At 59.1% G+C, this 4,064-nt stretch carries 3 protein-coding genes; all 3 read right to left on the bottom strand.

Going from position 1 to position 4,064, the window contains the following annotated elements; all coding sequences use genetic code 11:
- Positions 1-21: 21 nt before the first annotated feature.
- Positions 22-1,404 (bottom strand): hypothetical protein, encoded by a 1,383-nt coding sequence (locus RDN59_RS11575; RefSeq protein WP_308607968.1) that lies wholly within the window; start codon positions 1,402-1,404, stop codon positions 22-24.
- 412 nt (positions 1,405-1,816) lie between these two features.
- Positions 1,817-2,425 carry a cation transporter gene (locus RDN59_RS11580; protein ID WP_308607969.1) on the bottom strand — a complete coding sequence of 203 codons (609 nt, stop codon included), beginning with the start codon at positions 2,423-2,425 and terminating at the stop codon, positions 1,817-1,819.
- Between the two features lie 65 nt (positions 2,426-2,490).
- On the bottom strand, positions 2,491-3,843 hold the full coding sequence (locus RDN59_RS11585) for an MFS transporter (RefSeq protein WP_308607970.1): 1,353 nt from the start codon (positions 3,841-3,843) through the stop codon (positions 2,491-2,493).
- Between the last annotated feature and the right edge of the window lie 221 nt (positions 3,844-4,064).

Raw genomic sequence — 4,064 nt, forward strand, 5'->3', positions numbered from 1 at the left:
GAAGGGGGCGAGGGGTGTTCCTTAGAACAGGCCCTCGGCCTTCTTGCCGGTGTCCTTGACGGTGATCTTGCGGGAATCAACGTTCTGGTCGTTGTCGGTGGACTTGTCACCGTCGAGGCGGGAAATCTGGGTGACCTCGATGTAGTTCTTCAGGCGGCCTTCCTTGGTGTTGCCATCGCCGAAGTCCAGGTTGGCAACGCGAGCGGACTCGCCAGCGTTAATCGGGTTGGCCAGGGTGACCTCGAAGGAGCGGGTGGAGGTCTTCTCATCGAAGCCCAGGTCGCGGATGTGCGCACCGTTGGAGGAACGCGGGGTGATGAGGCGGTCAACGCCCTTCGGGCCCTCAGCGGTCTTAACGTCGACGCGGTACTGAACTGCCGGGTAGTCGCCGTAGTAGCGCTCGGTGCCGACGTTCTCCAAGCGGAGAGCAACGGTGCCGGCAAAGCCAGCGTGCTTAGCGCCGGAGGTGGTCAGAACAGGCTTCAGGTCCAGCTTCTGCTTGGCCTCATCGGTCTTGCCGTTGTCGACGTCCTCCTGGACCTTCTTGTCGGCTTCTTCTTCCTTCTTGCCTTCGGCCTCGGAGACAACCTTCTCCTTCGGAGCAACCTCGTTGTCCTTGATGACCTCAGCGTCCGCCTCCGGAGACTTCTCCTCTTCAACAACCTTCGGGTCGTTGACGTCGGTGGTGTTCTGAGCGTCCTTGTTCGGAGCGTAGGAATCAGCGATGTCGTCGTAGAGCTTGACGCGCACTTCGTTCTTCATCGGCTGCATTGCGGACCAGAAGGTCGGGGTGGACCAGGTGCCGTTCGGCTTGCAGTACTGCTGGGTACCGGTCATGTTCAGAACGCGGAAGCCGTAGGTAGCCTCACCGGTGTGGTTCGGCGGAACATCGTACGGGCCGATGGACTGGCCAGCCTCCCAGGACAGGGAGTAGGACGCAGAAGCACCGAGCTTGGTGGCGATCTGGTGGGAGATGCCGAAGGAACCCTCGGAGTTCTTGCCGGAGCCCTTGCCGCCTGCATTCATGGAGGTGGTCTCAGTGCGGTCACCGTTGACGGACAGGGTGATGGACTGGGACTTGGACAGGTCCTGCTGCAGCGGGATGTCCTTCTTGGTCTGGTTGGTGGTGGAGATGGTGCCTGCCGGCATGAAGTTATCCGTCACCTTGTAGACCACAGTGCGGTGGTCCTCCCACGGGTTGCAGACCGGACGCGGGTTAAGGACGTTGGCCTTCATGTGGTCGGAGCCGTGGGACGTGTGAACGATGGGCAGCTTGGCGTTCACAGCCGGGGTCTCCGGGTAGGACTCGGTCTGGGTTGCTGCGGATGCAGCCGGTGCGATGAGGGCAGTGCCTGCAATCGCGAGGCCGGCGATGAGGCCGGCGGTACGACGACGCTTGGTCATGGTTGTTCTCCTGGATGAAAAAGTTTGGGGCAATGTGGTGACGCACTGTCGTGGCGCTGCGAATACGCTGTAGCGCTCAGTGCGTGACGTGAAGCAACGATAAGGAGATTTTCAGGATCGCGCATCCTTAAGGTTGTTTATATTTTTGTGAGTTGAAGTAAGTTTCGATAGGGTGACACGCGGGTAAACAATTGGCTAAGGAATTTGCGCCGACCTTGGCTTTGTCTACCTAGACCGTATTCTGGGAAAACGTCTCTTTGATCGTTTGGACACATACTAAAGAATAACCCCATTAGGGGGAGAAAAAGATTATCTCCAAGGTTGATTGTCGGGCCGGTTTTAACCCCCAGGGGCGCGAGTGGAGCCGCGCACAGGCGCGCGAGACGCTTAAGAAACTCTTAAGGATGGTGCGTTAGTCTTCTTCAATTTCCGGATCTTCGGCGCGTGCTTGCTCGAAAACCTCAGCCGCTGCGCGCAGGTTAATGGTGCCGATAATGAGGCCCACCACGATGTCCGGCCAGGGGCTTGCCCACGCCAGCATAAGAAGGCCGGCGCCAAGGATGAGAATGTTGGCAGCGACATCATTGCGTGCGGCCAACCATGCGCCGCGCGTGAGCGCGCTACCGTGGCGTAGTTGCACGAGCAATACCGCGCAGAGCAGGTTGATGAGCATCGCTGCCACGGCCGTGCCCGACAACGTGAGTGGTTCAGGCACGGCGCCGTTGATGATCTTCCATATGGCCATGCCATAGGACGCCACGGCAGGAATCAGGATGAGACCGGCCAAGCCATAGCTTGCTTTGCGACGCCCCTCCACCGACCAGCGCAGCGCTAACAGGACGAGCGCGTTGATGAGGAAGTCCTCGAGGAAGTCAGCAGCATCGGCGAAGAGTGAGGCTGAGCCAATGATGCAGGCGATGATGAACTCGCTAAAAAATCCGAGGAGGTTCAGCGCGGCGACCCAGGCGATAATGCGCCGGGCGCGCGCGTTCAGGGTGGAGGAGGAGAGATCATGAGACACGGCACCTGAGCCTAGTGGGCCTAGGAGTCGTGTTCCAACTTATTTTTCTTATGAGCGGTTGTGTATTAGTCGACGATGGTGACGTCGTCCTCGCGGCGGTGCCTCTCGCCGGCGAAACCGCCAAAAGCTGTGATGAGCGAGGTAACGGCCAAAATGATGATTCCCGGCGTGGAGCTGGGGGTCTCATTGGAAGCGTTCAAAGCGGTGGCCAGGAAAGGTAGCAAGCCTGAGACAGCTGACGCGATGTTGGCAGAGATGGCTACGCCGGAATAGCGGACGTTGGCGGGGAAGACCTCTGAAAGTAGGACGCCTGATACGGAATAGGTGATTGTAACTAGGGACAGTCCAATACAGACAGAGAGCGTGAGTAGTACTGCATTGCCGGTGTCGATCATCGCCCACAGCGGCCACGCCATGATGGCGGTGGCAAGCGCGCCGTATCCGATAACGCGACCAGGGCCAATCTTTTCGCCGAGGCGGCCGAAGATGACGTTGATAAAGATCTGGCACACTGCCCCGAGGAGGGTAGCGTTCACGACGGTCTGACGTTCAAAGTCCAGCGTGGTCGTGGCGTAGGAGAGGACGTAGGTGCTCATGACGAAGAAGCCGCCGATACCTAAGAAGGCTGCCGCAGAGGCGAGGCACAGTTGTGGGAAGTGCTGTGTGAAAAGCTCCTTCAGGGAGCCTTGGTGTGCGGCCTCGTCTGCCTCAGCCTCCTCTTCCAAGGCCTTGTAGACGGGGGATTCCTCAGCCTTCGAACGAATCCACAGCGCTACCGCAAGGAAGGGGAAAGCGATAAGGAAGGGAATGCGCCAGCCCCATGAGCTCACCGCGTCATCGTCGAGCATGAGTACAAGCGCGAAGGCGCCGGAGGAGAGCAGCGTACCGGCGGGGGAGCCGATTTGCACGAAGGCGGCGTAGCGGCCGCGCTTTTCAGCTGGTGCGTGTTCGATAGCCATGGTTGTTGCGCCGCCCCATTCGCCGCCGACGGCGATTCCCTGAAGCAGGCGCAGGATCACTAGTGCGATAGGTGCCCAGATGCCAATGCTGTCAAAGGTGGGCAGGAGGCCGATGACTCCGGTGGCTACTCCGATGACGACGATGGAGATGATAAGCGCTGGTCGGCGGCCCATCTTATCGCCAATTTGGCCGAAAATGACCGCGCCGAGTGGGCGGGCAAGGAAGCCTACGCCGAAAGTAGCGAAGGAGGCGAGAGTGGCGCCGGTGCCCGTCATTCCAGAGAAGAAGAGTTCGTTGAAGACGAGCGCGGCGGCGGTGCCGAAGAGGAAGAAGTCATACCATTCGAGGGCTGTGCCGACGAATGCGGAACTGGCGATGCGGAAGACGTCCTTTGAGTCGACCTTGATTTCCTCGGCGCCGGATTGGGCCGAAGCGGCCGACGCTGCATGGGTAGTCATATCGAGGTGCTCCTTATGTGAAATGCATTACCTTTCTATGGAACATTAGGTGTGCGTCACCTTGGGGTGAATGGGATGGAGGGTTTTCTATGCATTGCCCCACTGGCTGAGTGTTGTGGTTGTGTCTGTGCACAAGTGCTATCGAGTAGTGCGATGGAGTGCTAGCAAAGCTCGCGCGGCGTCTTTTGGCCGTGTGATGTCAAGACCGGTGAGCTCCGTCA

This window comes from uncultured Corynebacterium sp., from assembly GCF_902489365.1.
Taxonomy (GTDB): Bacteria; Actinomycetota; Actinomycetes; order Mycobacteriales; family Mycobacteriaceae; genus Corynebacterium.

Excerpts from the sequence above, each read along its gene's own strand:
- RDN59_RS11585 (WP_308607970.1), bottom strand. The coding sequence starts at position 3,843 with ATGACTACCCATGCAGCGTCGGCCGCTTCGGCCCAATCCGGCGCCGAG.
- RDN59_RS11575 (WP_308607968.1), bottom strand. The coding sequence starts at position 1,404 with ATGACCAAGCGTCGTCGTACCGCCGGCCTCATCGCCGGCCTCGCGATT.